Here is a 25,758-nt window from a genome sequence, read left to right as displayed (position 1 = left end):
ATTGAAAAATGTCGCTATTTTTTTTTAATTTTAAAACTAAAAAATGAAACTTTACTGGATAAAGACGAATTGGATTATAAAAAAAATATTCTCTAATTATACTTGGGATGTTTCCAATACTGGAAGCAATACTACAGTCTACCTCACATTTGACGATGGGCCTATTCCAGAAATTACAGAATGGGTTTTGAATGAATTAAAAAAGCACCATGTAAAAGCTACTTTTTTTTGCATTGGAGATAATATTGATAAAAACCCCGAAATATTCAAAAAGGTCATTAGCGACGGTCATTCCATAGGAAATCACACTTTTAATCATTTGAACGGTTGGAAAACTTCAACTGAAGCCTATATTGAAAACACTAAACGATGCGAAGCAACTATTCAAAAAAATAGTACTTCTAATCTGAAGTCTAAAATATTTCGTCCGCCTTATGGGAAGATAAAAGTATCTCAATCAAGAAAACTACGAAAATTTGGCTACAAAATAATTATGTGGGACGTCCTAAGTGCTGATTTTGATCAAACTTTATCGCAGGAACAATGCTTAGAAAATGTAACATCAAATCTAAGACCAGGAAGTATTATTGTTTTCCACGACAGTATAAAAGCCTTTAAAAACTTAGAATACGTATTGCCGAAAGCATTAGCTTATTTAAAAGAAAATAATTATAATTGTGAGGTGTTGTACTGAAATGCGCTACAATTGTTCTTGAACAATACTAATAATAGTGTTCGCATCTAATTCTCCGGACTGTCTCCATATCATTTGACCTTGTTTGTAAATCATCAACGTAGGCAAGCCTTTAATGCGTAAAGCATCGGCTAATTCTTGATTCTTATCCACATCAATCTTTATGACTTTTGCTTTATCACCAAGAGCGGCTGCCACATCTCTAATTACAGGATGCATTGAAACTGAAGGCTCATTCCATTCTGTGTAAAAGTCTATTAACACAGGTACTTGAGTATTTATAAGTTCTCCAAATTTTGACATAAAACCAAAAATTTAATTTTTAAAATTCACTAAAAAGAGATATTTATTATACAAATGTAGCATTTTAAACGAATTATGCCACATTAACACCCTTTTTTAGTTCGATGACCGTTATTTCCGGCATGATTCCTACTCTGCCCGGATAGGCATGAAAACCAAAACCTCTATTTACATAAACGTACCGTCCTACGTTTTCATATAATCCCGCCCATTGTTTGTAAACATATTGTGCCAAACTCCATTTAAAATAACCTGGTATTTCTATTCCAAACTGCATTCCGTGTGTATGACCTGAAAGCGTAAGATGGAAATTTTTCTCATGATGTTGCACTTCATGTTCCCAATGTGAAGGATCATGACTCATCAAAATTTTAAAATCTTCTTTATTTACATGTTGAGAAGCTTTGTTGATATCACCCGCTTTTTTGAAATTATGTCCCCAGTTTTCTACGCCAATTAATGCAATTTTAGCATCTCCTTTTTCAATAAAAGTATGTTCGTTTAGCATTAATTTGAAACCGATTTGTCCATATAAATCCTTAATGGCTTTAAAATTGTCCTCTTTTGCTGCCTCTGATGGCCAAGTTATATATTCGCCATAATCGTGATTCCCTAAAACCGAATATTTTCCATATTCATGTTTTTTAATTCTATTAAAGGTTTCTATCCAAGGATGCATTTCTTTGGCATCCGTATTCACAATATCTCCGGTAAACAGAATCATGTCTGAATTTTGTTCGTTGACTAAATCTATTGCATAATTAATTTTCTCGGGATTATCAAAACTGCCGCTGTGAACATCCGATATTTGAGTAATCGTAAAACCATCAAAAGCATCAGGCAAATCAGGAAAAAATATACGTTGCTTGATGACTTTATAGTTGTATTTACCAATAGTCACTCCATATATTAAAGATAAAAAAGGAACTGCTGCTAATCCCAATCCTATTTGACTGACAAATTTTCTTCTTGAATTCAGAAAATCTGCATTTTTATCATAATTAACAAAATACTTAACAGCTCCGGTACCTACTCTAAAGATATCTTCTCCCATTAATATGAATGTCAAAATTAGTTTTGGAACATAAACTATAAGCAACAAACCCATGACAACCATCAATTGCTTGGTTTGCCCTGAGTTACGGTCAAATTGCATCAAAGAATAAACAATGTATACTAAAACCAACAGGCTTATAATCTGAATTGAAAACAAAACTGGCCTTGATTTTATTAAAGTTTTTAATACTTGAAAAGTATAAAGCTCAATAACAAGAAGGATTACGCACAAGAATACGATACGAAAGATCATTTTAAAAAAATTTTAAACAAAATAACAAAACAATTCATCAAAACGGTTTCTTATTAATTAAAATTTAACGGTTGATTATCCTATACTGGCTCTTGATGCTTTAAAATTGTATAAATCGACAAAAGCAGAATTTAATCAAAATAGTCGCATTATTTTAAAAACTAAATAATGCGACTATTATAAATTGTAAAGAAGTATTCCTTTTTATTATTTTTATTTCATTGACATATTATAAGAACGAAATGTAAATGTTTTGTTTGTTCCATTTAACCGCTGTGCATACAATTCAACATATTCTCCATTGGCAAGACTGATGGTCCCTGAAACAGAAAAACTTTGCACATTTGCTGTATTAGAATCTATAAAGGTTTCTGAAGAAGTTATAAAAGTATAAGGAGTTCCGCCAGAAGCAAATTTCACGAAATAAAACAAAAGATCAGCACTGCCGGTTCCACCTTCGAAGGAAACTGAAGCCGCAACCGTAAAAGTTCTTGCCTTTCTACCTAAATAAACCAGCCTGTTAGTTGTAGAACCACTTATTCTAAACAAATTCGTTGAAATTGTCGTTCCTGGGACTTTATAGGCTCCATTCGTATCTGTAAGTTGGATTGTTGGAGAAGTAATAGTTCTGTTCAAATATAAATTTCCGGTTGCATAAGAATCTCCCTCATTTGGAATTCCTGTAGAACGTACGGTCCAAAAATCATTAAAACTATATCCCGTATAGCTACCCACTGTATATCCTTTCACGTATTTCCCTGTTGTAAGTACTCCTGTAAAAACCACTGTTTCCATAACGGCATCTCCGGTTATAACTGGATTAGACGACACATCTAATCCAATAGACGCTCCAGTTACTTCACTAAAACCACCTTGCTTCTGGACTAATCCAAATGTACCTTGCAATTTTTCATAAGTACCTGTATTATTACTGAACCACGCTGCATTATTTATTAATAATTTGCCAATAGTATCATACGTAATCCCCGCAGCATTACCCACAAATTGAACGATACTGACAAAAACTAATCCGAAACCAGTTATAGAACCTACATTAGAAGAACCTGCGATTATTGCATCTCTTATAATTAAACTTTGTGATATTGCTCCATTCAAATTAAAAACTTTCCCTCCTCCGGTAACCTGAATAGTTACATTTCTAATACTTCCTCCTGTTGCACCGTCAAACAGATTTCCAGATGTTCTAACCAATACATCCTCATTTGCATCCATGCCAGAAACATAGGCATTATTTAAATCAATCGGTAAATCTACATTTATGGTTCCATTTATTTCATAATAAGTATTAACATCCAAAAGATACTTAGTATTACCTCCTGCGGTCTTCTCCGCTGCCAAAACTGTCGCTAGGACATCCGTAGATTTTATACGTTTAAACTTCAATCTGCCATTCGCTTCACTATTCAGTCTAATCCATAATATTAAAGTAGAATTGTAGTGGTAAAAAGATTTTAAATCTGTATCATAAACTATTAAACCATCGGCTGGAGTCACAATAGCAGTTCTTTGTACAGTTGTCATTCTGGGTGTCAACATTCCTTGGGTTGTTGATGAAACATCCAGTACTGAACTTGCATGGGGCGTGATAGTTCCTATGCCTACTTGGGCAAACACATTCGCAGTTATTATCATGAAAAATAACAGACAGGCTTGTAACACCTTTTTAGAAAAATAATTTTTTTTCATAACAACTGATTAAAGATTAAATATCAATGAACCTCATTGGAGTAGAAATTCCATGTATAAATTTACATAAAAATATCGTTTAAATACATAAATAATCGTTTAAAAACATTATTTTTATTGATGTATAACTATATTCCTATAATTATATATTTCGCAATCACAGCCCTTTAATAATTTATAATTATTTTCTTTCAAATCATTATCCCATAATTTTTCATCAAAAAAAATAGACTGCAAAATTATTTAACGACAACTTTTAGAAAACTAAAAAAAAGGACTCAAACATGAATCATAAGAAATATTTCACTCCTTTATCTGACAAGTTTTGTACTTTTGAAAACTTTACAAAATCACAATCATGTCACAACAAAAACGCCTTTTCCTTCTTGATGCCTACGCCTTAATCTTTAGAGGCTATTATGCTTTCATAAAAAATCCAAGAATCAATTCTAAAGGAATGGACACATCGGCCATTATGGGATTTATGAATTCATTGATGGATGTAATTAAAAGAGAAAAACCAGACCATTTAGCCGTTGCCTTTGATAATGGCGGAAGTCAATTGAGAAATGATATATTTCCAGAATACAAAGCCCATCGTGATGCCACTCCCGAAGCTATTAAAATTGCTATTCCTTATATCCAAGATTTGCTAAAAGCCATGCATATTCCTATTATAGAAGTAAAAGGATATGAAGCTGATGATTTAATTGGAACTATTGCTAAACAAGCAGAAAAACAGAACTACAAAGTCTTTATGGTAACCCCAGATAAGGATTTTGCACAACTCGTTTCTGAGAATATATTCATGTATAAACCTGCCCGAATGGGAAATGGAATAGAAATTTGGGGAATTCCGGAAGTATTAGCAAAATTTGAAATCGAACGACCAGACCAAGTGATTGACTTTCTTGGAATGATGGGTGATGCTGCCGATAATATTCCAGGACTTCCTGGCGTAGGCGAAGTAACCGCTAAGAAACTTTTGAAAGAATTTGGAACCATGGAAAACCTTCTGGCTAATACTGACAAGCTAAAAGGAAAGATGAAAGAGAACATTGAAGCCAATAAAGAGAAAGGATTATTATCCAAAACTTTGGCGACAATTTTACTGGATTGTCCGGTTATTTTTGACGAAACGGATTATGAATTATCTACTCCCGATGTAGAAAAAACAGATGCACTATTCAATGAATTAGAGTTTAGAAGAATGGCAGAACAATTTGATGCCATATTTAAAAAAGGCGGAACTGCATCCACCAATAATAATCCCGTTGACGAAACCAAATTGTACAAAAAACCACAGCCAAAAAACGAAGAGCAATTCGACCTTTTTGGAAGTACACTACAGGATGACTCCTCAGAAGAAACACGTCATCAATATTACAACTCATTAGAAAACACAGAACATTCTTATCAGATAATTCAAGGTGATTTAGGACTGAAATTGCTGTTGCAAAATTTACAAAACCAATCTTCCGTTTGTTTTGATACCGAAACAACCGGTTTGGATGCTTTGCATGCTGAATTGGTTGGAATCTCATTTTCGTATGAGAAAGGAAAAGGATTCTATGTTCCGTTTCCGGAAAATCGCGACCAAGCGCAAACTTTAATTGAAAAATTCATTCCTTTTTTCGAAAATGAAAGCATTGAGAAAATTGGTCAAAATTTAAAATACGATTTAAAGATTCTTTCTAATTACAATGTTACCGTAAAAGGAAAATTATTCGACACCATGATTGCACATTATCTGATCAATCCGGATATGCGTCATAACATGGATATTTTATCAGAAACGTATTTAAAATATTCGCCTCAATCCATTGAAACTTTAATTGGTAAAAAAGGAAAAAACCAAAAATCAATGCGTGATGTTGCATTGGAAGAAATAAAAGAGTATGCCGTTGAAGATGCTGACGTAACCTTGCAACTCAAGGAAATATTCACCTTGGAATTAGACAAAACAGGAACCAAAAAACTTTTTGAAGAAATCGAAATTCCATTGGTAAAAGTCTTGGCTGACATGGAAAAAGAAGGAATCCGTGTAGATGTGAATTTCTTGAAATCACTGTCAAAAACATTAGACGACGACATTAAAATATTGGAGACAAACATTTACGAAACTGCGGGCGAGAAATTCAATCTGGCTTCCCCGAAACAACTGGGTGATGTTTTATTTGACAAATTGAAAATTGGCGGAGCCAAACAAAAGAAAACCAAAACCGGTCAATACGCAACAGGGGAGGAAATCTTAAGTTATTTAGCAGCCGAAAATCCAATAGTGAAAGACATACTCGATTGGCGACAATTGGTGAAATTACAAAACACCTATGTCGAGGCTTTGCCAAACCAAGTAGATAAAATTACGCAACGCATCCACACGGATTACATGCAAACCGTTGCCGCAACAGGCCGTTTGAGTTCAAATAATCCGAACTTACAAAACATCCCGATTCGTACGGAACGCGGCAGACAAATCAGAAAAGCATTTGTAGCCCGAGATGAAAACTACACTTTGGTTTCTGCCGATTATTCTCAAATAGAATTGCGTGTGATTGCGGCATTAAGTGGTGAAGAAAACATGATTAAGGCATTCCAAAATCACGAAGACATTCACAAATCTACAGCTTCAAAAGTATTTAATGTTCCACTCGAAGAAGTGACTCGCGAGCAACGAAGTCATGCCAAGACGGTGAATTTTGGAATTATTTATGGAGTTTCGGCTTTTGGATTGAGCAATCAAACCTCTTTATCCAGAAGTGAAAGTGCCGCTTTGATTGAAGCGTATTACAAAACATATCCAAGATTAAAATCCTATATTCAGGAACAAATAGATTTTGCAAGAGACAATGGTTATGTGCAAACAATTCTGGGACGTCGTCGCTATTTGAAAGATATCAATTCGCAAAACGCCATTGTTCGTGGTGGCGCAGAACGAAATGCGGTAAATGCACCAATTCAAGGAAGTGCCGCCGACATCATTAAAATTGCGATGATTAATATTCATAAAAAACTAACCTCCGAAAACTGGAAAAGCAAAATGTTGTTACAGGTTCATGATGAGCTTGTGTTTGACGTGCACAATTCGGAACTCGAAAAAATCCAACCGATGATAAAATACGAAATGGAACATGCCTTTAAACTTGATGTACCTTTGGATGTTGATTTAGGAGCAGGGAAAGATTGGCTGGAAGCGCATTAATTTAGAGTTTAGAATTTTGTAACTTTGTTAAAAAGAAAACACTATGCCAGTAATCAGCTTGTTCTACGGATTAATTATTTCGATGTATTATTTGGACAATAAGCAACATAACTTACCTCATATTCACGTAAAATATAATGAGTTTGAGGCAGTATTTTCAATTCCTGACGGAGAATTATTAGACGGAAAACTGCCCGTAAATAAAACAAAACTTGTAAAAGCCTGGATTGAAATTCGTCAAGAAGATTTAATGGCAGACTGGAGTTTAGCCATAAAAGGAGAACCTATTTTTAAAATTGAACCTTTAAGATAATTGATATGTTTCCAAAAATCATAACTGCCATACCGAAACCTGGTTATAAATTAGAGCTAGAATTTGACAATAAAATCTGGAAAGAATTCTCTGTTTTACCCTATCTTAATTACCCAGTATTTCAACCTTTGAAAGACACTTCATTTTTCAATCAAGTTTTTGTAAAATACGACACCGTAGTTTGGGGGAAAGAAGAAATCATAGATTTTGACCCTTTTACACTTTGGACAGAAAGTATTGAAATATCGAAAAACAGCATAGCAAGTTGAATTCTATGACAGACGATTTCAAAACCAGGTAATTTGGTCAAAAATAGTTGGTGGTTTTTCATTTTAAATTAGTTAAATTACTTTTACTCGTCCATTAATTTCTTTACTGTGATCATTAAAAATGACGGAATGAGTATTGAAATATAAAGCCACGAATTTAAATCTCTATATGTTTTTTCAACTTCATAATCGAATGGATTAACCTTAAAATATAATAGAAGATTAAGAAATGAAATAAAAATAAAAATCAATATGCTTTTAAGTTGGCTTAATTTGAATTTTAAGGAAATGAATAAATAAACAATAAACGAAAGAATAAAGCTGATAATGCTATTAATAATTAAAACAAAAGGTGCCATTCCAGCAACACCACCCGGAAATTGTGAAGAATAAATAATGTAAATAATATTTGAAATTATAATTATTGGTACAATGTACAACAAATTTTCAAAAGCTCTTTTTAGTATCATTGTTCTAATACTGTTGCTAACTTATTAATAATTCTAGTGGTAATAATTTCCAGTTTCTTCTAATTTACTAAATGACGTTTTAAAAATAATCTACAACTTCCTTGTTGACTCTCTTTCTTTCAATTTTGTTTTGATTACTACCGTCTCATAAGGAACGTGCTCTTCTTTGGATTCTAATCTCGCGATAAGCAATTTAGCAGCAACTTCGCCTATTTCTATTCCATGCTGGCTTACCGTCGTTAAACTTGGAGATAATCTTCTAGAAGCTAGAATTCCATCGGCAAAACCTATAATAGAAAGTTCTTTCGGAATTTTAAATCCTTTTTTAAGACCTACTTTTAATGCGGCCACCGAATCATTTTCATCCAAAGCAAAAACACCATCTATTGTATTGTTATCAAAAATACTTTCAATTTTATTTTTCAAATTGTCTTCAGAATCCGTTCTAAGAATTATATTAGCGTTTACAGGAATATTATTATTTTCCAATGCCTTAAGATACCCTTCGGCCCTTAATTTACCAACACTTAAATTATCTACAGAAGAAAACAAAGCGATGTTCTTGCATCCTATATTTATTAAATGCTGCGTAGAATTTAAAGCCGAATCGAAATCATCAACTACAACTTTATCACACTCCACCCCATCGGCAATTCTATCAAACATAACTATAGGAGTACCATCATTAATAATTTCTTTGAAATGATTGTACTCATGATTTTTTTGTGCTTCTTCAGAAACGGAAACAATAAATCCATCAATAGTCCCATTACTTAGCATTTCAAGTGTATGTGCTTCTTTTTCTAATGATTCATTAGAGATACACATAATAACATTATATCCTTTTTCATCCGCTATTTTTTCTATACCGCTAAATACTTTAGCAAAAAAAGAATTTAAAATATTTGGAATAATTACACCAATGGTTTTTGTCTTTCTGTTTTTGAGATTCAGACCAATTACATTGGGTTTGTAATTTTTAAGTTTAGCATATTCTTTAATTTTAATTTTCGTCAGCTCACTAATTTCCGGGCTATCATTAAGTGCTTTTGAAACTGTAGAAACAGAAACATTCAGTTCTTTTGCGATTTGTTTTAATGTTGCTTTAGCTTTCATAAGGGAGATATTTGTCGTAATTCATATAGTAAAAACAGTAACAAGATATATATAATTAGAATATTAACTGTTTAAATGACAAAAATAGCCAATAAAATATAAAATTTACCTCTGAAAAACTAGAAATATACAATAAAAGCACATAAAAACCACAGCCCATTGAATTCAACTCACGAAGAAGAGAGAAACACAAATTCAATCACAGAATATTATTTCAAATATCCAGTTGATAATCAGTACTAAAACAAGTGAAAAATAATCTTTTAAGGTATTTGTATTTAAAATAATTAATTGTACTTTTGCAACCCCTTTATTGGGGATGGAATGTTTAATTAAAATAATATTATGGACGCATTAAGCTACAAGACACAATCAGCAAGCAAAGCCACCGTTACAAAAGAGTGGATTGTTGTAGATGCTGATGGGCATAACTTAGGCCGTATGGCTTCAAAGATCGCAATGATCCTTAGAGGTAAATACAAAGCTAGTTATACGCCGCACGTTGACTGTGGAGATAACGTAATTGTTATCAACTCAGAAAAAATCAACCTTACAGGAAACAAGATGAAAGAGAAAACTTACATCCGTCACACTGGCTACCCTGGAGGACAAAGAACTTTAACTGCTGAAGTATTGCAATCAAAAAACCCTGCATTACTAGTTGAAAAAGCGATAAAAGGAATGTTACCTAAAAACAAGTTAGGTGCTGAACTTTTTAGAAATTTAAATGTTGTTGTAGGATCAGAGCACAAACAAGGCGCTCAAAAACCTAGAACAGTTAACCTTAACGATCTTAAGTAATGGGAGTTATTCACAAAATCGGTAGAAGAAAAACCGCTGTTGCACGTGTTTATGTTTCAGAAGGAACAGGAGTAATCACTGTAAACAAAAAAGCATTCGAAACGTACTTCCCAACTGCAACTTTACAGTACAAAGTATTACAACCTATGTCTATGACAGAAAATGTAAGCAACTTTGACGTAAAAGTTAACGTTTACGGAGGTGGTTCAACTGGTCAAGCAGAAGCTGTAAGAATGGCATTGGCACGCGTTATGTGTGAAGTAAATGCTGAAAACAGAGCTATCTTGAAACCAGAAGGTTTATTGACAAGAGATCCAAGAATGGTTGAACGTAAGAAATTCGGTCAGAAGAAAGCTCGTAAGAGATTCCAATTCTCTAAACGTTAATATTACCTGTCTTGTTCAAATGGGACAAGACATCGTTCCTTTATTATTGAATTTAAAAAAACAAAGTTGTTGTTGCTCTCCTACCGAGGTAGGAAATAGTTTAGCATCTAAATGTATAAAGCCGGGAAACCGCCATTTATTCATTGCTAATCAACAGAACGTAAACTAGAACAAAAATGGCAAACAAAGTAGAAGTAAAAGAATTACTAGAAGCAGGTGTTCACTTCGGACACATGACTAGAAAATGGGATCCAAACATGGCTCCTTACATTTATATGGAGCGTAATGGTATTCACATTATCAATCTATATAAAACTGCAGCAAAAATTGAAGAAGCGAATGAAGCTTTGAAAAAAATCGCTGCATCAGGTAGAAAAATATTATTCGTAGCTACCAAAAAACAAGCAAAAGACATCGTTGCTGAAAAAGCAAAAGCTGCAAACATGCCTTACATCACTGAAAGATGGCCTGGTGGAATGCTAACTAACTTCGTAACTATCCGTAAAGCTGTTAAAAAAATGGCTACTATTGATAAAATGAAGAAAGATGGTACCTTCATGACCCTTTCTAAAAAAGAGCGTTTGCAAGTAGATCGTCTTCGTGCTAAATTAGAGAAAAATTTAGGTTCAATCGCTGACATGTCTAGACTACCAGCTGCATTGTTCGTAGTTGATATCAAAGCGGAACACATCGCAATAAAAGAAGCTCAAAAATTAAACATTCCAGTTTTTGCAATGGTTGATACAAATTCTGATCCTCGTGAAGTAGAATATGTAATTCCTGCAAATGATGATGCTTCTAAATCAATTGATAAAATTTTATCTTTAGTTACAGCTGCAATTGTTGAAGGACTTTCTGATAGAGGTTCTGATAAAGAAACTGAAGCTACTGCTGAAGTTGTTGCTCCTGCTGCTGAAGCTGTAGAAGTAGCTCCTGCTGTAGAAGCAGCTGCTCCAACTGCAACTGAAGAATAAATAAACATTTAATTCCAAGTTTTAAATTCCTCTCCATAAAAAATTAGAAACCTAAAGTTGATAATTTAATAAAATTGGAAATTGGATTTAATACTTGGAATTTTTTACTTTTAACCTTAAAAAATAATACAATATGGCAACAATTACTGCTGCAGACGTAAATAAATTAAGAACAATCACTGGCGCAGGTATGATGGACTGCAAAAAAGCCTTGGTTGAAGCAGACGGAGATTTTGATTTAGCAATCGAAAACTTACGTAAAAAAGGACAAAAAGTAGCTGCTAACCGTTCAGATAGAGAATCTACTGAAGGTGCTGCAATTGCTGTTGTAAATGCTGACAAAACTGCTGGAGTTGTAATCACATTGAACTGTGAGACTGACTTCGTAGGAATGAATGAAAACTTTGTAAAAATGGCTACTGAAATGGCTAATTTAGCATTGAACTTCAATACTAAAGAAGATTTCTTAGCAGCTGATTTCAACGGAATTACTGTTGCTGATAAATTAATCGAGCAAACTGGAGTTATCGGTGAAAAACTAGAAATTAGAACTTTCGAAAAATTAGAAGGTGCATTCATCGGATCTTACATCCACTCTGGAAACAAAATCGCTACTTTAGTTGCGCTATCTGCAAATGTTGAAGGTGCTGAAGAAGTTTCAAGAAACGTATCTATGCAAGCAGCAGCTATGGCTCCTATTGCATTAAACGAAGAAGGTGTTGATGCAGAAACTATCGCTAAAGAAATCGAAATTGCTAAAGACATCCTACGTCAAGAAGGAAAAGCTGAAGCAATGTTAGACAATATCGCTAAAGGTAAATTGGCTCGTTTCTTTAAAGACAACACTTTAGTAAACCAAGATTACATCAAAGACAACAAATTAAGCGTTGCTAATTATGTAAAATCTTTAGATAAAGATCTTATCGTTACAGGTTTCAAAAGAGCTGCTTTAGGATAAATTGATTTTTGATTTCAGATTAACGATATTTGATTTCAGATTTATATAAAAAACCCCATTTCGAATTACTTCGAAATGGGGTTTTTCTATTTTAAATTATAAAACCTAATTCTCAACCATCCTGAATTATACAATTTAGAAAGATAAAATCTTCTCTGACATTTCTTCCAAATCAATTTGCATTTTTTTAAAATAAAACATTTTATACAATCCCAAGCAGAGTCTTATTTTCTTGATAAAAAATACAAAATTTACCAAAACCATAACCACGAAGAAAGTAATCTTACACTATAATTAAAAAAATAACAGTACTATTGTAGATCAAAATATCTCTAACTCTATTCACGGAACGCTGATTTTAATACATTTTTAAAAATGAAACATATCTCTAGAACAAGTATTTATCTTTTAATTGCTTCATTACTTTGTTGCACACTAAAATCAAACGCCCAAGAAGAAAAAGAATACCGAAGAATATCCTTACATACATTGATCATGGATGAATATCCCCATCCATATAGAAAAATGTTAGCAGATTTCTTCGAAAAATCAGCTTTATCTGAAAAATTCAACAATCATAATTTACCATCAAGAATATTTCAAATACAAGAAAACCAATCATTACTTAATAAAAAAGCACATCAAGGAAATAACGACATGCTGTTTACAGGTGACGGAGGATTGAAATTTGAAAAAAAAGAGATTACATCCTATTTAGACCAGAATAATGTAGCCAGAGATTTAGTCGCAAAATGGTTCAATCGATCTAAAAAAGGAGGATTTAATATGGAGTTAGTCCAGTCAAGAGGCAATTATGATGCTTCCAATTTAAATGTTTCAATTGCGAAAGCAACCAAGAGAGGAATGAGTTCTATTGCTGATGCCGGTGAAGAGTTAATCCAAAAAACATTTGTTCTGGTTTATGATTCTCATTTTATTTACAACCATCAATTTGATATTGAAAAGGCAAAACGAAATGAAAAAAACAAAGCCTATTCAATGTTTTCAAAAATGACTCCTATTGAAGCTGAGCATTTTATATTTAACATTAGAGCTCATTTGTATCAATTAGACTGGAACGATGAAATTGCGACACAATTTTACTCAGAATACTGGGCTGACGACAAATCAATAACAGCCGAAAAGAAAAAAGCATTTGATGAAACTACACTTTTTAAATTAAAATATATAGGTTCAAATAAATCTCAAGTGATTTACAAAAAAACCTTTTACTCAATGAAAGACATAGAAGATTTTGAAAAGAATAAAATTGAAATTCTAGGCGAAACGACATTGAATGCAATAGATGAAGCTATTGTTAAACTCCAAAAAGAACATGATGTTTTTAAAACCAAAACGCCATTATATAGTATTGAACCTATTACGGCAAAAATTGGATTGAAGGAAGGGGTGACAAAAAAATCAATTTTTGATGTTGTTGAAAAACAAATTGATGAAAATGGAAAAACAAAATATGTAGATGTAGGGACTATAAAAATTGACCCCGAATTTCCAATATGGGATAATAAATATAATGCTGGAGAAGAAAATCCAAATAGTACAACTGACAGAACTTACTTTAAGAAACTAAGCGGCTCGGATTTTTACCCAGGCATGTTAATCGTTCAGAAAAAAGGAAAATAAAATATTAATAATACATTTCTCAGTAAACGTGCATTAAAAAAATTCCAAATTTAGTTTTTAAAAAATCCCTATAAATGAGTATTGTATCCTAAAAAACTAAATTCTATTTTTGTCAGCAAACAAGATTTCATCAAAACCAAAATTTATGAAAATAAAATTACTTACTGCCTTACTATTAATTTTTACAATCACTACATTAAATGCCCAGTCAAAAGTTAAAAAGGGAACAACAAACAAAAAAAGCGTTAAAAAAACCATAGTTAAAAAAGACGTTTTGAAAGACGAACCTGAAATAGTTGACAAACCAATTGTTGAGGAAGCGCCAGAATCAAATCCATTAAAAATTAAGTATCGAAGAAGTTCTCTTTATACAATGATGGTAGAAGCGCCTAACATGCCTTATGCGGATTCCATTAAAAAATACTTTGTAACCAGCAAAATTCCGGACAAATTCAACAACCATAATTTAGACAAAAGGGTTTTAGAAAACTTGCCAGGTAACATACCCACTTCATCACCTAATGGAAGCCCGGGATCAGTAAACAGTAACCTTTCAACTTCGACAGGAATTTTAAGTAGCATGACACAATCCCCATACCTGCTAGAATATCAAGCCGAAAGAAAAAAACTCGAAGATGAAGCAAAGGAAATTGGAGTTACCAAAAAGAAAAAAATAACAGAATACGTAGACAAAAGGGTTCAATTTGATAACCAAAGATATCAAAAAGAACTTGTCGACCTTATGCCTCAAGAAGCTAAAGACCAAATTAAACAAGCCGAAAAAGGAACAAATGACATAGCAAGGGAATTAGTTGCAAAATGGTTCGACCGCTCCCCAAAAGGAGGATTCAATATGAATCTGATTAAATCAAGAGGTAATTATGATGCCACAGTACTTGACATCGCTAAAGCAAGAGCCAGTAAAAGAGGACTAACTATGCTAGGCGATGCTGGTGAAGACCTAATAAAAAATACTTTTGTATTGATCAACGAGTTCAAATACACTGACAAAGAAGCAGTAGCAAAAAAAGCTAGTGGATGGTTAAGTGCTATAGGTACAGTGGCAAGTTATGTTCCGGGTGCATCAACACTATCAACTGTTTCTAGTGTTGCCTCATTAGGTGTTACTGTGGCCGGTAAAGGATATATTGTTAAAACAAAGGCCCATTTATATAGATTGGATTGGAATGAAGAAGTCGCAGCAAAATTCTATAACGACTTTTGGGCCACAGATAAAAGTATAACTCCCGCGAAGAAAAAAGCATTTGATGAAACTGATATTTTCAAATTGGTTTATATTGGCACCGACGATTCATGGGCCGATGTACAATCTTCAATTTTCACTAATAAAACAGATGTAAAATTGGTTGAAAGAGCCACAATGAAAGCAATTGATGCCGTAGTTGTGAAACTTCAAAAAAATCACGATGAATTCAAAACCAAAACACCAATATATACAAACGAGCCGCTCACAGCAAAAATCGGACTAAAAGAAGGATTGAATGACAAGTCAGTTTTTGATGTTCTGGAACAACAAATGGATGAAGATGGTATTCCTAAATATGTAAGCGTTGGCGTAATCAAAGTAGATACGACTTTCCCTATTTGGGATAATCGTTACGGAGCCGATGTCGAAAATCCTAACAATACAACCGACAAAACGTACTTCAAAAAAGTTAGCGGTAAAGATTTCTACCCAGGAATGCTCTTGGTTCAGAAAAAAGGAAAATAATAGTATAAACTCTCTATCAACTTTTCTCTTTTCATTTTAAAACCTAAATAAAATAAGTATTACGTATGAATTATTATGGGCTACTATTGTATCTATAAAAAACATTAACAATATTTACAGTATTAAAAAAAATTAAACACAAACAACTAAATACCAACACTTAACCCTTGAAATTAAAATAAATATGAAAAAACAAATACTTACAGTATTATTAATGCTTATTGCATCAGCATCAACTTTTGCGCAGTCCGGGAAACAAAAAAAAGCAGACAAAGCAACCGAAGCATGGAGATATGAGATAGAATGTGCAGGTGTAGGAACTGATGGAACTTACCTAATAAAAGTTTGGTCCTATTCTAAAAAACCAAGCATAGCAATTACACAAGCAAAAAAGAATGCAGTTCATGGTATAATCTTCAAAGGATTTGGTGGTGATGGCAGAGGTTGTTCATCCCAAAAACCTATGACTACAAACCCTAACATTGAAATGGAAAAAATGGATTTCTTCGAACCTTTTTTTGAAGAAGGCGGGAAATACATGAAATTCGTATCTGAATCAACGGACGGAATGGTTGATGCTTCAGACAGAATGAAAGTAGGTAAAGAATATAAAATAGGAGTAATCGTATCCGTATCTAAAGATGCTTTAAGACGTGATTTAGAAGCTGCTGGAATAATTAGAGGACTTTCATCTGGTTTTTAACCCTAAAAAATAAAAAATTATGAAACTTAAATTAACTTTAATCATCTTCCTTTTCACTCTAACGTTTATATATTCCCAGAAAAAAATATCTGGAAACTATATCTACAAGACCGAGTGCATGGGCATTGAACATGATGGATCTTTGACCCTAAAAACATGGGGAAACGGGAGAAATAGGGCTGACGCAGTGGAACAAGCTAAAAAAAATGCAGTAAGAGATGTAATCTTTCAAAGTATTCTGGAAGGAAAGCAAGATTGCTTAAAAAAACCGCTAATCACTGAAGTAAATGCTGAAGAAAAGTATGAAGATTATTTTAACAAATTTTTCTCAGACGGCGGTCAATACCTAAACTTCATTACATTAAAAGCGGAAAGAATTGGCGAACAAATTAGACGTGACAGAAGGAAAGCCAGAGAAAGTGTTACCAATGGATTACTGGTAAGCGTATTACGCTCTGAATTAAAAAGCAAATTAATTGCTGACGGGATTATTAAATAATAAAGTAATTATATACAATGAGAAAAATAACAACAAAAATATTCGCTATACTGTTTATACTTACAGTAAGTTTATCACATGCTCAAGCAAAAAAACCAACAATCATGGTGGTGCCAAGTGACGTCTGGTGTAATAAAAATGGGTATATGATGGAATTTAATAATCAAGGCACCAAAGTGAAAATACCAGATTACAAAAGGGCTTTTCAAGAAAATGCCGATTTATTAACTGTAATAAGTAAAATCAACGGTTTAATGGCAGAAAGAGGTTTTCCATTAAAAAACATGGAATCTGCCATCAAAACATTGGAATCTGAAAGCGCTGAAAATGCAATGCTAACTTCAAAATCTGGTGCTGGAGTTGTTGAAAGTCCTGTAGACAAATTGAAAAAAGTAGCTAAAGCTGATATCATCATGCAATTAACCTGGACCCTAAACACTGCTGGGCCAAAAAAATCTGTAAATTTCACTTTACAAGGGTTAGACTCATACACTGATAAAGAGATTGCGACAGCAACAGGTACTGGCGCGCCATCTTTCTCAGCAGAGTTACCGGTACTATTAGAAGAATCGGCATTAGCACACATTGATAATTTCAACGTATCACTTCAAAAACATTTTGATGATATGTTTGAAAACGGAAGAGAAATTATCATCCGAGTGAAAAAATTCGATTCTTGGACTGGTGATTTAGAAAAAGAATACGACGGAAAAGAATTAAGCTCCGTTATTGAGGATTGGATGGCAGCAAATTCAGTAAAAGGACGTTTTAGCACTAGTGACGCTACAGAAAACATGATCCTTTTCGAACAAGTAAGAATTCCTCTTTATGATACAACCGGAAAAGCGATTGATGCAAGAGGTTTTGCCAAAAGCCTACAAGAATTTTTAAAGAAAGCCCCTTACACAATTCCTAACAAATTAACGATGAAAGGTTTAGGACAAGCAGTAATAGTTTTAGGCGAAAAATAATAAAAATAATAAAACATGAAAAAATCAATTAATAAATTCATATATAGTTTTGCAGCAATAGTAAGTTTTACAACTGTTTCTATAGCTCAAAACGCAGCTAAATCTGATGAGTTAGGAAAAATTGCACTTACAGCATACATGCCATCACAAGAAAGCATGCCCGAGGATACAACAAATATGCTAACTAATAAATTGAATCAAATTATTAGCACAAATGGCATCGCTAATTCTAGTTTTAATTCTAGATTTATCATCACTGCTAATGCAAATGTTATGACTAAAGATATAACGGCAACTGCTCCTCCTATGACAGCATTGACATTAGATGTAACATTATACATAGGTGATGGAATTGATGGTAAAAAATTCGCCAGCAAATCGTTAACATTAAAAGGTGTTGGCACTAATGAAACAAAAGCATATATCGATGCGATGAAATCTATTAATCAAAACGATACCGGAATTCAATCATTTGTAACCAATGCAAAAAACAAAATTATAGATTATTATAATGCTAATTGTAATAAGTTAATCAAGGAAGTACAACTTCTTGACAAACAAAACTTGTACGAAGAAGCTATTTTCAAACTTACTTCCGTTCCAGTTGAATGTACTGATTGTTACAACAAAACAATGGCTGTAATCCCTGCTATTTACAAGAAAAAAATCAACAGAGATTGTTCTGTAAAATTAGCCGAAGCAAATCATCTATGGAATGCAAACCAAGATTATGACACGGCAGTTTCAGTTGGTGAAATCTTAAACTCAATTGACCCTAGTGCTGCTTGTTTTAATGAAGTAAAAGCACTTTCTAGCAGAGTTGGAAAAAGGATTCTTGAAATTGATAAAAGAGAATGGAATCTAAACTATGAAAAAGAAGTTGGTTTGCAAAAAGATCTGATCAAAGCATATCGCGATGTAGGTGTTGCCTATGGTAGCGGTCAGCCAAAAAATTTCACTTACAACGTTTTAGGTTGGTGGTAAAATAGTAACTAAGAAATCAATGCAAGAGGCTGTCCAAAAAGACAGCCTCTTTTTTTTTAAAAATCAACTACCGTCTGTTTTATAAAACATAAATTTCAAAATAATATACTAAATTTGAGTACTAATTATTTTTTATGTTTAAAAACAAAAAAGAGCACGTATTTATTATCCTCGCCGGAATCTTTATTACCAATGCTGTTACTGCCGAATTAATCGGCGGGAAACTCATACAAATAGGTCCGTTTGTAATGAGTATCGGTATTTTGCCCTGGCCAATTGTTTTCCTGACCACCGATTTAATCAATGAATACTTTGGAGGAAAAGGAGTAAAAAAACTCTCTTTAATCACTGCCTGTTTAATTGCTTACGCTTTTATCCTCTTGTTTTTAGCCATAAGTATCCCCGCAGCAAAAGGAATAAGTCCGGTAAACGACGATCAATTCTTTGCAGTTTTTGGGCAAAGCATGTGGATAATTGTTGGAAGTATCATTGCCTTCTTGGTTTCTCAATTGATTGATGTGACTATTTTTTGGTTTTTCAAAAACCGCACAGGAAATAGCAAAATCTGGCTAAGAGCAACGGGTTCCACCATAATTTCACAATTATTCGATTCCTTTATTGTACTTGGAATTGCTTTTTGGTTGCCCGGAAAAATAAACTTTAATACTTTTATAACTTCCGCATTGACGGGTTATACATTCAAACTTGGAATTGCAATCCTATTGACTCCTTTAATTTATTTGGGTCACTATTTAATAAAAAACTATTTAGCCTCTGAAAAGGAATAATTATGGAAGATAAAATACGATGTGGTTGGTGTTCTTCAAGCGATTTATATAAAAAATACCATGATGAAGAATGGGGTGTTCCCGTTTATGAGGACCAAAAATTATTTGAGTTCTTAATACTGGAAACCTTCCAAGCGGGTTTAAGTTGGATTACCATCTTAAAAAAGAGAGAAAACTTCCAATTAGCTTTTGATGATTTTGACTATAAAAAAGTCGCACTTTATACCGAAGATAAAATCCAAGAGCTACTTCAAGATGCCGGAATTATTCGCAATCAGTTAAAAATTCGCGCAGCAATTTCGAATGCAGTTGCATTTATGAAAGTTCAGGAAGAATTTGGCAGTTTTAGCAAATACATTTGGGAATTCACCGATGGAAAACCAATTCAAAACAACCGACAATCCTTAAAAGAAGTTCCTGCCACTACTCCGCTTTCTGATGCAATCAGCAAAGATTTAAAAAAACGCGGGTTTAAATTCGTAGGTTCTACCGTAGTTTATGCACACATGCAAGCCACTGGAATGGTTGATGATCACGTAGCAGATTGCTGGAAAAAAAGTAACTTTTTAAAAGTCAATAACAAAACAAGTCCTAAAAGTTTCATTTTTTTTTAAACTTTAGGAATTCCGTATTAAATAATATCCTATTTTTGCTTCACACTTTAGGGGTGTCTACAACATTGTAGGCTGAGAATTACCCTCTGAACCTGATCTAGTTCATACTAGCGTAGGGAAAAGTAAGATGACTCCTAGTACATTTATGTGTACTTGTAGCCATTCCTAAAGTAGAGACGCACGGCAGTGCATCTCTATAATTTTCTAAAATTAAAAGGAATGGAGCTCAAAATCAACAATCAAACCAAACAATTTACAACTGACAGTCTAACTGTTCAGGCACTTCTTGACTTGGAAATTCCCATCAAACAAAATGGGATTGCCGTAGCCATTAACAATACCGTTATTCCAAAATCCAACTGGAATTCCCATCCTTTACAAGAAACCGACGACATTCTCATCATCTCTGCAACTCAAGGAGGATAGTTTGGCTGCTCGGGCGGGCTATCCATTTCAAGTCCGCAGTTGCAGCCCTATAAAACATAGTCTTAGTCAAAGCTTCCTTACGGTCGCTTCACTAATCCTTGTTTTATTTGGCCTTCAACTTTACGGGCTTTCCATTACTATCCCTAGCAGAATACAACACTCCTAAAATCATAAAATTCAAACAAATGAATAACGAAGAAAAAATCTCAAGAACTCCTTTCCCAAATTCTACAAAAATTTACGTAGACGGAACCATTCATCCCATAAAAGTAGCGATGCGAGAAATTGCATTAGCAGACACTAAATTATCCAACGGAAGAATAGAAAAAAACCCTCCTGTTACGGTTTATGATACTTCAGGTCCATTCACCGACCCAAATATCGAAATTGACATTCGAAAAGGATTGCCACGCATTCGCGAACAATGGATTTTGGATCGTAATGACGTAGAAGAATTAACTGAAATCTCGTCTGAATACGGGAAACAACGTCTGAATGACGAGAAATTGAACGAATTGCGTTTTGAGTATTTACACAAACCCATGCGCGCCAAAAAAGGAGCCAATGTTTCCCAATTGTATTATGCCAAGCAAGGCATCATCACTCCTGAAATGGAATACATTGCCATTCGTGAAAACCAACGCTTGGAGCTAATAAACGAACAAACCAAGGCCATGCAATGCCAACACGGCGGGAACAGCTTTGGAGCCAATACGCCAAAATCTAAAATCACTCCTGAGTTTGTGCGCAGCGAAGTGGCCAGAGGTCGCGCCATTATCCCAAACAACATTAACCATCCCGAAAGCGAACCCATGATTGTCGGGCGTAACTTCTTGGTAAAAATTAATGCCAATATCGGAAACAGCGCTGTAACTTCAAGCATCGAAGAAGAAGTGGAAAAAGCGGTTTGGGCTTGCCGTTGGGGAGCTGATACGATTATGGATTTGTCAACCGGAAAAAACATCCATGAAACCAGAGAATGGATTATCCGAAATTCTCCGGTACCAATTGGAACCGTGCCTATTTACCAAGCTTTGGAAAAAGTAAATGGCATTGCTGAAGATTTGACTTGGGAAGTCTATCGTGATACGTTAATCGAACAGGCCGAACAAGGCGTTTCCTATTTCACCATTCATGCCGGTGTTCTATTGCGTTACATTCATTTAACTGCGGAACGTGTTACAGGCATTGTTTCCCGTGGTGGTTCCATTATGGCAAAATGGTGTTTGTTTCACCACAAAGAAAACTTCCTTTATACTCATTTCGAGGAGATTTGCGAAATCATGAAACAGTATGACGTAGCCTTTTCATTAGGAGATGGATTACGTCCAGGTTCTATTGCCGATGCCAATGACTCCGCTCAGTTTGCCGAATTGGAAACCTTAGGCGAACTGACAAAAATTGCTTGGAAACACGACGTTCAAGTATTTATTGAAGGTCCTGGTCACGTACCCATGCATATGATTAAAGAAAATATGGAGAAACAATTGGAGCATTGTGATGAAGCACCATTTTATACTTTAGGTCCATTAACCACTGATATTGCACCAGGTTATGACCACATCACTTCTGCTATTGGAGCAGCAATGATTGGCTGGTACGGCTGTGCGATGCTCTGTTATGTAACCCCAAAAGAGCACCTTGGACTACCCAACAAAAAAGACGTAAAAGACGGTGTTATCACCTATAAAATTTCGGCTCATGCCGCCGACTTAGCCAAAGGACATCCGGGATCACAATACCGTGACAATGCCTTGAGCAAAGCGCGCTTTGAATTCCGTTGGGAAGATCAGTTCAACTTGTCGTTAGACCCAGACACAGCAAGAGAATTTCATGATGAAACATTACCGGCAGATGGTGCAAAAGTGGCTCATTTTTGTTCCATGTGCGGACCAAAATTCTGCTCTATGAAGATCTCACACGAAATTCGTGATGTTGCCGAAGCGGAGAAAGGCATGAAAGAGAAGTCGCAAGAATTTGTAGAAAGCGGGAAAGAGATTTATAGTTAAAAGAGGAATTAGACAATAATTTCTACTCCTTTTTGTCATTCCGAGGAAAGAGGAATCTCATTTCGTCGCTCATTTTATGGAGATTCCTCTTTCCTCAGAATAACAACATTACCTATTATCAATCATCCAATAAACTATGATTCTCATCAGCAATCCAATATCCGTTCCAAACGAAATCAGCCTAATCCATTCGCTTTTTGCCGAAGGATTGGAGTTGTTGCACGTTCGTAAACCCGATTTTTCGGAAACGGAAATGAAAGCGTTTTTATCGGAAATCGGATTGGAGTTTAGAACTAAATTGGTTTTACACAACCATCATCATTTGGCAGATGAATTGAATATTAACCGATTTCATTTTTCCGAAAAGGAAAGAACCAACCCTTTCAGGGTTTCAAACCTTGAAAGGATTATTTCAACGGCAACGCACAGTATAGAAGATTTCAACGCCTTGGAAAACGATTTTGAATATGCGTTTTTGAGCCCAATCTATCCAAGTATTTCCAAGCCAGATTATGTTTCTAAAATCAATTATTTGGAAGAAATTAAAAATAGAATCAATTTTTCGACAAAACTCGTCGCATTGGGCGGAATTTCAGCAGAAAACATTCAGCAGACTTTAGCAAATGGTTTTGACGACATCGCTCTTTTAGGCACCATTTGGAACAGCAATAACCCAATAGAAAATTTCAAACTATGTCAGCAGATCGCCCTTTCGTATTAACAATAGCCGGTTTCGATCCCTCGGGAGGCGCAGGAATTTTAGCAGATGCGAAAACATTCGAGCAACATAGCGTGTATGGTTTTGCTGTGAATACTGGCAATACCATTCAAACCGAAAACATGTTCTACGAAATGCAATGGACAGACTTAAATTTTGTTTTGCATTCCATACAAATGCTATTCAAAAACTATAGTATCAAAGCAGTAAAAATTGGCATTGTTCCTTCATTGGATTATTTAAAAGAAATTGTTTTTGCCGTAAAAAGGCTTTCGCCAAAAACAAAAATCGTTTGGGATACCGTTCTGAAATCCACTACCGAATTCGATTTTATAAGCATCGAAAACCAAGCTTTTTTGATTGAAATATTGAAAGAAATTGATTTGATAACACCCAATTACAATGAGATTTTACAACTGTCTTCGGAAGAAATTAATGCAGAAACAATTGCAGAAAACCTTTCGGAATATTGCGCCGTTTTACTAAAAGGCGGTCATAATCCAGCCGAAATTGGTGTTGATTATTTATATCTAAAAAATGAAATCTTCAGGCTTTCGCCGAAAGAAGTTTTAGTATTTGAAAAACACGGTTCCGGCTGCGTATTATCATCAGCCATTACAGCCAATATAGCTTTGGAACAGGATCTGAAAACTGCCTGTACTAATGCCAAAAATTATATAGAAAACTATTTACAATCTAACCAAACCAAATTAGGATATCATTATGTATAACAAATTACAATACATTTCGCAAGGAAATACAGTCGAAGAACAATTATACAACATCCACAAAGCATTAGATAATGGTTGCGATTGGATACAAATGAGATTCAAAAAAAATTATTCAGATGATGCTTTCACTTTGGCGGAAGCCGTAAAAATGTTATGCAAAGAATATTTATCCACTTTTATCATCAATGACAACGTCCATTTAGCAAAGCAATTGGATGCTGATGGCATTCATTTGGGTTTGAGTGATATGAAAATTGAGGAAGCGCGCCTTATTTTAGGAAACACAAAAATCATTGGCGGCACCGCCAACACTTTTGAAGACGTGCTTCAAAGGGCAGAAGAAAACTGCAATTATGTTGGTTTGGGTCCGTTTCAATTTACAATAACCAAACAAAATCTAAGCCCAATTTTAGGACTTGAAGGCTACCGCACGATTATCGAAAAAATGAAAACGAAAAACATCAATATTCCTATTTACGCTATTGGGGGCATCGTACTGGAAAACGTTGAAAGTCTAATGGAAACAGGAATTCACGGTATAGCCGTTTCGAGTTTAATTACTCAAAGCGAAAATCCATCTCAATTGATCAATCAACTTAACGAAAAACTATATGTTACCATTTAAAATAGGAGATAAAACCTTTGAATCCCGCTTGTTTTTAGGCACAGGGAAATTCGGTTCCAATCAACAAATGGAAGAAGCCATTTTAGCATCAGGAAGCGAATTAGTGACAGTAGCGCTAAAACGTGTCGATTTAGAAACTGAAACAGATGTAATTTTATCACACTTAAAACACCCACACATCAACTTATTACCCAATACTTCTGGTGCAAGAAATGCCAAAGAAGCCATTTTTGCGGCGCAATTGGCTCGGGAAGCACTAGAGACCAACTGGCTCAAACTCGAAATTCATCCCGACCCAAAATATTTAATGCCTGATGCAATAGAAACTTTAAAAGCAACGGAAGCATTGGCAAAATTGGGATTTATTGTTTTGCCCTATATTCATGCTGACCCTGTTTTATGCAAACGGCTGGAAGACGCAGGAACAGCAGCGGTAATGCCTTTGGGCTCGCCAATTGGGAGTAATAAAGGATTAAAAACTATCGATTTTTTAGAAATCATTATCGAACAAAGTAGAGTTCCAGTAATTATTGACGCAGGAATTGGCGCACCATCCGATGCTGCAAAAGCGATGGAACTTGGGGCAGATGCGGTTTTGGTAAACACAGCTATTGCCGTAGCGGGAAACCCCAAATTGATGGCAGAAGCCTTTAAAGAAGCCGTAATTGCAGGACGAAAAGCATTCGAAGCAAAAATCGCTCAGCAACATAATCGAGCAATGGCTTCAAGTCCGCTGACGGCGTTTTTATATGAGTAATCCTCTCCCCTCCCGAAGCCTCGGGACTCTCCAAAGGAGAGGGAGCCATAGCCAT

Annotated in this window: 26 protein-coding genes and 1 riboswitch; of the genes, 22 read left to right on the top strand and 4 right to left on the bottom strand. The window is 34.6% G+C overall.

All coding sequences use genetic code 11. The annotated features are described in order from the left end of the window. The first annotated feature begins 43 nt into the window (after positions 1-43). Complete coding sequence (locus E0I26_RS02740) at positions 44-694, top strand: polysaccharide deacetylase family protein (protein ID WP_131914958.1); 651 nt, start codon at positions 44-46, stop codon at positions 692-694. 6 nt (positions 695-700) lie between these two features. On the opposite strand, the gene E0I26_RS02735 is transcribed toward E0I26_RS02740, so the two are convergent. The 3 genes from E0I26_RS02735 to E0I26_RS02725 form a co-directional block, all read right to left on the bottom strand. Beyond that, the gene (locus tag E0I26_RS02735; protein ID WP_131914957.1) at positions 701-997 is read right to left on the bottom strand and encodes a thioredoxin family protein; all 297 of its coding nucleotides are present in this window, start codon (positions 995-997) and stop codon (positions 701-703) included. Positions 998-1,070: 73 nt separating this feature from the next. After that, a complete protein-coding gene (locus E0I26_RS02730; protein WP_131914956.1) occupies positions 1,071-2,306 on the bottom strand; it encodes a metallophosphoesterase in 1,236 nt (411 codons plus the stop codon). 213 nt (positions 2,307-2,519) lie between these two features. Then, complete coding sequence (locus E0I26_RS02725) at positions 2,520-4,013, bottom strand: hypothetical protein (RefSeq protein ID WP_131914955.1); 1,494 nt, start codon at positions 4,011-4,013, stop codon at positions 2,520-2,522. Between the two features lie 358 nt (positions 4,014-4,371). Between E0I26_RS02725 and polA the strand changes: the two genes are divergently transcribed. From polA to E0I26_RS02710, 3 genes are read left to right on the top strand one after another with little or no spacing between them, the layout of a single operon-like run. Continuing rightward, positions 4,372-7,215: a DNA polymerase I gene (gene polA, locus E0I26_RS02720; RefSeq protein ID WP_131914954.1), complete on the top strand. Its 2,844-nt coding sequence runs from the start codon at positions 4,372-4,374 to the stop codon at positions 7,213-7,215. A 43-nt stretch (positions 7,216-7,258) separates the two neighbouring features. Further along, complete coding sequence (locus E0I26_RS02715) at positions 7,259-7,528, top strand: DUF4160 domain-containing protein (protein ID WP_131914953.1); 270 nt, start codon at positions 7,259-7,261, stop codon at positions 7,526-7,528. Positions 7,529-7,533: 5 nt separating this feature from the next. After that, positions 7,534-7,797, top strand: a complete 264-nt coding sequence (locus tag E0I26_RS02710; RefSeq protein WP_131914952.1) for a DUF2442 domain-containing protein — start codon at positions 7,534-7,536, stop codon at positions 7,795-7,797. Positions 7,798-8,357: 560 nt separating this feature from the next. On the opposite strand, the gene E0I26_RS02705 is transcribed toward E0I26_RS02710, so the two are convergent. Further along, complete coding sequence (locus E0I26_RS02705) at positions 8,358-9,383, bottom strand: LacI family DNA-binding transcriptional regulator (protein ID WP_131914951.1); 1,026 nt, start codon at positions 9,381-9,383, stop codon at positions 8,358-8,360. Between the two features lie 345 nt (positions 9,384-9,728). Here E0I26_RS02705 and rplM point away from each other — a divergent pair, with 345 nt between their 5' ends. From rplM to E0I26_RS02615, 18 genes are all read left to right on the top strand, one after another. Next, positions 9,729-10,184 (top strand): 50S ribosomal protein L13, encoded by a 456-nt coding sequence (gene rplM / locus E0I26_RS02700; RefSeq protein ID WP_066080505.1) that lies wholly within the window; start codon positions 9,729-9,731, stop codon positions 10,182-10,184. Beyond that, positions 10,184-10,570, top strand: a complete 387-nt coding sequence (gene rpsI, locus E0I26_RS02695; protein WP_066080508.1) for a 30S ribosomal protein S9 — start codon at positions 10,184-10,186, stop codon at positions 10,568-10,570. Before rplM ends, rpsI begins: the two co-directional genes overlap by 1 nt. Positions 10,571-10,746: 176 nt before the next feature. Next, on the top strand, positions 10,747-11,544 hold the full coding sequence (gene rpsB / locus E0I26_RS02690; RefSeq protein ID WP_131914950.1) for a 30S ribosomal protein S2: 798 nt from the start codon (positions 10,747-10,749) through the stop codon (positions 11,542-11,544). Positions 11,545-11,677: 133 nt separating this feature from the next. Beyond that, entirely contained in the window at positions 11,678-12,502 is an 825-nt protein-coding gene (gene tsf, locus E0I26_RS02685) for a translation elongation factor Ts (RefSeq protein ID WP_131914949.1), read from the top strand. A 375-nt stretch (positions 12,503-12,877) separates the two neighbouring features. Beyond that, a complete protein-coding gene (locus E0I26_RS02680; RefSeq protein ID WP_131914948.1) occupies positions 12,878-14,146 on the top strand; it encodes a hypothetical protein in 1,269 nt (422 codons plus the stop codon). A 145-nt stretch (positions 14,147-14,291) separates the two neighbouring features. Further along, a complete protein-coding gene (locus E0I26_RS02675; protein WP_131914947.1) occupies positions 14,292-15,878 on the top strand; it encodes a hypothetical protein in 1,587 nt (528 codons plus the stop codon). Between the two features lie 184 nt (positions 15,879-16,062). Beyond that, entirely contained in the window at positions 16,063-16,581 is a 519-nt protein-coding gene (locus E0I26_RS02670) for a hypothetical protein (protein WP_131914946.1), read from the top strand. Between the two features lie 118 nt (positions 16,582-16,699). Continuing rightward, positions 16,700-17,080 carry a hypothetical protein gene (locus E0I26_RS02665; RefSeq protein WP_131914945.1) on the top strand — a complete coding sequence of 127 codons (381 nt, stop codon included), beginning with the start codon at positions 16,700-16,702 and terminating at the stop codon, positions 17,078-17,080. A gap of 17 nt (positions 17,081-17,097) precedes the next feature. Continuing rightward, complete coding sequence (locus E0I26_RS02660) at positions 17,098-18,051, top strand: DUF6175 family protein (protein WP_131914944.1); 954 nt, start codon at positions 17,098-17,100, stop codon at positions 18,049-18,051. Positions 18,052-18,066: 15 nt separating this feature from the next. Then, positions 18,067-19,035, top strand: coding sequence for a hypothetical protein (locus E0I26_RS02655; RefSeq protein WP_131914943.1), 969 nt, complete (start codon positions 18,067-18,069; stop codon positions 19,033-19,035). 134 nt (positions 19,036-19,169) lie between these two features. Continuing rightward, complete coding sequence (locus E0I26_RS02650) at positions 19,170-19,823, top strand: queuosine precursor transporter (protein WP_131914942.1); 654 nt, start codon at positions 19,170-19,172, stop codon at positions 19,821-19,823. Between the two features lie 2 nt (positions 19,824-19,825). Continuing rightward, positions 19,826-20,437, top strand: coding sequence for a DNA-3-methyladenine glycosylase I (locus E0I26_RS02645; RefSeq protein ID WP_131914941.1), 612 nt, complete (start codon positions 19,826-19,828; stop codon positions 20,435-20,437). A gap of 39 nt (positions 20,438-20,476) precedes the next feature. Beyond that, positions 20,477-20,573: riboswitch (TPP riboswitch) on the top strand. An 83-nt stretch (positions 20,574-20,656) separates the two neighbouring features. After that, on the top strand, positions 20,657-20,863 hold the full coding sequence (thiS, locus tag E0I26_RS02640) for a sulfur carrier protein ThiS (RefSeq protein WP_131914940.1): 207 nt from the start codon (positions 20,657-20,659) through the stop codon (positions 20,861-20,863). A gap of 185 nt (positions 20,864-21,048) precedes the next feature. Next, a complete protein-coding gene (gene thiC, locus E0I26_RS02635; RefSeq protein ID WP_131914939.1) occupies positions 21,049-22,872 on the top strand; it encodes a phosphomethylpyrimidine synthase ThiC in 1,824 nt (607 codons plus the stop codon). Between the two features lie 136 nt (positions 22,873-23,008). Continuing rightward, entirely contained in the window at positions 23,009-23,593 is a 585-nt protein-coding gene (locus tag E0I26_RS02630) for a thiamine phosphate synthase (protein ID WP_131914938.1), read from the top strand. Further along, the gene (locus tag E0I26_RS02625) at positions 23,566-24,321 is read left to right on the top strand and encodes a hydroxymethylpyrimidine/phosphomethylpyrimidine kinase (protein ID WP_131914937.1); all 756 of its coding nucleotides are present in this window, start codon (positions 23,566-23,568) and stop codon (positions 24,319-24,321) included. The genes E0I26_RS02630 and E0I26_RS02625 overlap by 28 nt, the downstream gene beginning before the upstream one ends. After that, the gene (locus E0I26_RS02620) at positions 24,314-24,946 is read left to right on the top strand and encodes a thiamine phosphate synthase (RefSeq protein ID WP_131914936.1); all 633 of its coding nucleotides are present in this window, start codon (positions 24,314-24,316) and stop codon (positions 24,944-24,946) included. The genes E0I26_RS02625 and E0I26_RS02620 overlap by 8 nt, the downstream gene beginning before the upstream one ends. Then, complete coding sequence (locus E0I26_RS02615; RefSeq protein ID WP_131914935.1) at positions 24,933-25,703, top strand: thiazole synthase; 771 nt, start codon at positions 24,933-24,935, stop codon at positions 25,701-25,703. The genes E0I26_RS02620 and E0I26_RS02615 overlap by 14 nt, the downstream gene beginning before the upstream one ends. Positions 25,704-25,758 lie beyond the last annotated feature (55 nt).

Origin of the sequence: Flavobacterium rhamnosiphilum (assembly GCF_004349195.1) — a bacterium.
In the GTDB taxonomy this organism is placed as follows: domain Bacteria; phylum Bacteroidota; class Bacteroidia; order Flavobacteriales; family Flavobacteriaceae; genus Flavobacterium; species Flavobacterium rhamnosiphilum.
The sequence above is the reverse complement of the archived record's forward strand: the minus strand, read 5'-3'. Positions and strand labels throughout refer to the sequence as shown.

Excerpts from the sequence above, each read along its gene's own strand:
- E0I26_RS02740 (WP_131914958.1), top strand. The coding sequence starts at position 44 with ATGAAACTTTACTGGATAAAGACGAATTGGATTATAAAAAAAATATTC.
- E0I26_RS02735 (WP_131914957.1), bottom strand. The coding sequence starts at position 997 with ATGTCAAAATTTGGAGAACTTATAAATACTCAAGTACCTGTGTTAATA.
- E0I26_RS02730 (WP_131914956.1), bottom strand. The coding sequence starts at position 2,306 with ATGATCTTTCGTATCGTATTCTTGTGCGTAATCCTTCTTGTTATTGAG.
- E0I26_RS02725 (WP_131914955.1), bottom strand. The coding sequence starts at position 4,013 with ATGAAAAAAAATTATTTTTCTAAAAAGGTGTTACAAGCCTGTCTGTTA.
- polA (WP_131914954.1), top strand. The coding sequence starts at position 4,372 with ATGTCACAACAAAAACGCCTTTTCCTTCTTGATGCCTACGCCTTAATC.
- E0I26_RS02715 (WP_131914953.1), top strand. The coding sequence starts at position 7,259 with ATGCCAGTAATCAGCTTGTTCTACGGATTAATTATTTCGATGTATTAT.
- E0I26_RS02710 (WP_131914952.1), top strand. The coding sequence starts at position 7,534 with ATGTTTCCAAAAATCATAACTGCCATACCGAAACCTGGTTATAAATTA.
- E0I26_RS02705 (WP_131914951.1), bottom strand. The coding sequence starts at position 9,383 with ATGAAAGCTAAAGCAACATTAAAACAAATCGCAAAAGAACTGAATGTT.
- rplM (WP_066080505.1), top strand. The coding sequence starts at position 9,729 with ATGGACGCATTAAGCTACAAGACACAATCAGCAAGCAAAGCCACCGTT.
- rpsI (WP_066080508.1), top strand. The coding sequence starts at position 10,184 with ATGGGAGTTATTCACAAAATCGGTAGAAGAAAAACCGCTGTTGCACGT.
- rpsB (WP_131914950.1), top strand. The coding sequence starts at position 10,747 with ATGGCAAACAAAGTAGAAGTAAAAGAATTACTAGAAGCAGGTGTTCAC.
- tsf (WP_131914949.1), top strand. The coding sequence starts at position 11,678 with ATGGCAACAATTACTGCTGCAGACGTAAATAAATTAAGAACAATCACT.
- E0I26_RS02680 (WP_131914948.1), top strand. The coding sequence starts at position 12,878 with ATGAAACATATCTCTAGAACAAGTATTTATCTTTTAATTGCTTCATTA.
- E0I26_RS02675 (WP_131914947.1), top strand. The coding sequence starts at position 14,292 with ATGAAAATAAAATTACTTACTGCCTTACTATTAATTTTTACAATCACT.
- E0I26_RS02670 (WP_131914946.1), top strand. The coding sequence starts at position 16,063 with ATGAAAAAACAAATACTTACAGTATTATTAATGCTTATTGCATCAGCA.
- E0I26_RS02665 (WP_131914945.1), top strand. The coding sequence starts at position 16,700 with ATGGGCATTGAACATGATGGATCTTTGACCCTAAAAACATGGGGAAAC.
- E0I26_RS02660 (WP_131914944.1), top strand. The coding sequence starts at position 17,098 with ATGAGAAAAATAACAACAAAAATATTCGCTATACTGTTTATACTTACA.
- E0I26_RS02655 (WP_131914943.1), top strand. The coding sequence starts at position 18,067 with ATGAAAAAATCAATTAATAAATTCATATATAGTTTTGCAGCAATAGTA.
- E0I26_RS02650 (WP_131914942.1), top strand. The coding sequence starts at position 19,170 with ATGTTTAAAAACAAAAAAGAGCACGTATTTATTATCCTCGCCGGAATC.
- E0I26_RS02645 (WP_131914941.1), top strand. The coding sequence starts at position 19,826 with ATGGAAGATAAAATACGATGTGGTTGGTGTTCTTCAAGCGATTTATAT.
- thiS (WP_131914940.1), top strand. The coding sequence starts at position 20,657 with ATGGAGCTCAAAATCAACAATCAAACCAAACAATTTACAACTGACAGT.
- thiC (WP_131914939.1), top strand. The coding sequence starts at position 21,049 with ATGAATAACGAAGAAAAAATCTCAAGAACTCCTTTCCCAAATTCTACA.
- E0I26_RS02630 (WP_131914938.1), top strand. The coding sequence starts at position 23,009 with ATGATTCTCATCAGCAATCCAATATCCGTTCCAAACGAAATCAGCCTA.
- E0I26_RS02625 (WP_131914937.1), top strand. The coding sequence starts at position 23,566 with ATGTCAGCAGATCGCCCTTTCGTATTAACAATAGCCGGTTTCGATCCC.
- E0I26_RS02620 (WP_131914936.1), top strand. The coding sequence starts at position 24,314 with ATGTATAACAAATTACAATACATTTCGCAAGGAAATACAGTCGAAGAA.
- E0I26_RS02615 (WP_131914935.1), top strand. The coding sequence starts at position 24,933 with ATGTTACCATTTAAAATAGGAGATAAAACCTTTGAATCCCGCTTGTTT.